This window comes from Phormidium sp. CCY1219, from assembly GCF_035615515.1.
Lineage (GTDB): Bacteria > Cyanobacteriota > Cyanobacteriia > Cyanobacteriales > Laspinemataceae > CCY1219.
Map to the genome: position 1 here is coordinate 1 of NZ_JAJENT010000876.1, position 2,219 is coordinate 2,219.

At 48.6% G+C, this 2,219-nt stretch carries 2 protein-coding genes; one reads left to right on the forward strand and one right to left on the reverse strand.

The window, feature by feature from the left end; all coding sequences use genetic code 11:
- Positions 1–333: 333 nt before the first annotated feature.
- Positions 334–1,824, forward strand: a complete 1,491-nt coding sequence (locus tag LKK83_RS28665; RefSeq protein WP_324634877.1) for a serine/threonine-protein kinase — start codon at positions 334–336, stop codon at positions 1,822–1,824.
- Between the two features lie 91 nt (positions 1,825–1,915).
- On the opposite strand, the gene LKK83_RS28670 is transcribed toward LKK83_RS28665, so the two are convergent.
- On the reverse strand, positions 1,916–2,219 hold a 304-nt coding region (locus tag LKK83_RS28670; protein ID WP_324634878.1), incomplete at its 5' end, for a tetratricopeptide repeat protein.

Consider the following 2,219-nt stretch of genomic DNA (forward strand, 5'->3'; position numbering starts at 1 on the left):
AGTCCCCCCTTAGAAAGGGGGGAAACGACTAAGCCCCCCTTTCTAAGGGGGGTTGGGGGGATTTGCCTTTGAATGGCGCGGAGACTCTGTTTGATTATCTGTTGCAGCCCTACATTAAAATGGTATTACCAGTCCTCTTTAGACAACTTGCGCTATTAGCCAGGGACTTTTCATCTCCGGGCGGCTGTTGCTAGAACGATTCGACCCGAGAAATTCATCCCGGGCGGCTGTTGCTTCGACGCCCTGGCGGCTGTTGCTGACCAATGGGGTTGTTACATCATCGGAGATATTGATAAAATACGAGAATCTTTCCGAAAATGGGGAAAATCGCTGATGCTAAACGTCGGACAACTTATCGGTAGGCGTTACCGGATTATCAAATATTTGGGAAACGGGGATTTCGGTCAGGTTTATCGGGCGGAAGATATCCAGTGCAAAAATCGACCCTGCGTCGTCAAGCAACTGTACCCTAAAAGGAGGGATCCAAACAGTTTGCAGAAGGCGCATGAGTTATTCGATCGCGAAGCAGATACCCTCGATCGCCTCGGGGAAGACCATCCCCAAATTCCCAAACTTTTGGCTCACTTTGAAGAAAATAACGAATTTTATTTAATTGAAGATTTCATTGACGGACATCCGCTCAGCGACGAACTAAAACCGAATCAACCCTGCAGCAGTTCCTACACCCTCGACCTGTTGCAAAACATTCTCCCGGTTCTCGCATTTATTCACCAAAAGAAAGTCATTCATCGCGACTTGAAACCTTCCAATTTAATTCGCCGCCAAAAAGATGGTAAAATTATCTTGATTGATTTTGGCGCGGTGAAAGAAATTCAATCCCTCTCTTCCCAGAGTGGGCAAACTCCAGCCACCGTGTTGGGAACAATTGGATATATCGCACCAGAACAATCCTGGGGAAATCCGCAACCAACTAGCGATATTTATGCCCTCGGCGCGATCGCCATCCAATCCCTGACCGGCACCCAGGTGCATCACTTGCCAAAAAATACGCAAAAAGAAGAAATTCTCTGGCATGATAAATCTGTCCCCGTGTCTCCACAATTGGTCGATATTATCGATAAAATGGTGCGTTATAACTGTGAAGAACGCTATCAGTCCGCCGATGAGGTGTTGCAAGCCTTAGAAAGCCTACAGGCGCAGAATAACTCCCCCACCCAGCTCCAGTCTAACCCCCTCACAACGGGGCCGCAAAACTCGGGGCATCCTTCTGGGCAAAAATCCCGCCTGTGGACGAAATCCAATACCATTGCTATCCTAACCTTAGTAATCACTGGTGTTTGTGCGACGCCGATAATTATCCAAGCCTACAAACATTTTTCCCGAGAAGAAGTGGTGCAATTGCAGGTTTACGACAATCAAAACAAAGGCATCAAAATTAACTATCCCGCCAATTGGCGCGTGCAAGAAGGAGGCGATGTGTTTGCAGAAACTGTTACCTTTTTACCCCCATTAACCGAGGAATCTGAGGCAGTGAATGCCCGGGTGATTGTTACCCTAGAAAATTTAAGGCGTCCGATATCGATTGATGAATACAAACAATCCGTCATGCAGCAAGTGCAAACCACCGGAACCGATGCCAAAGTGTCCGATCGCTCTCGCCCAACTACCACCTTAGGCAATCGACGCGCCTACGAAATCCGCTATGAAATCACCGAGAAAAATACCCAGTGGAAAAAACTCGAACGCGGCACCTTGAACGATAAAACCGCTTATGTGATTACTTACGAATCCCCAATCGACGTATATTCCAAAAGCTTAAACACCGCCCAACAAATGATGAATTCCTTTCAAATTCTCCCCTAATCCATTCATCCCTCATCCCCCTGCCCTGGGTGACGCCCCGGTGGGGACTCCCGGGAGATTCCCCACCAGTGCTTCCCGAGAATCACGCCCCCTACTCCTGCAACTCCCGGATGCGGTTTCTGGCATCTTGATAATCCTCCGTTCTTCCCTGTTGCTGATAAAGTGTCGCCGCTTGGCGAAAACTGTCCAACGCCTTTGCTTTCTCTCCCAATTGCCGATAAGCAATTCCCCGGTTGTAGTAGGCATGTGCATAATTGGAGTCGAGGCGAATCGCTTGGTTGTAATCCTCAATCGCCGCTTCCAGGTCTCCCAAGTCATGGCGGGCAATTCCCCGGTTGTTGTAGGCTAGTGCATAATTGGAGTCGAGGCGAATCGCTTGGTTGTAATCCTCAATC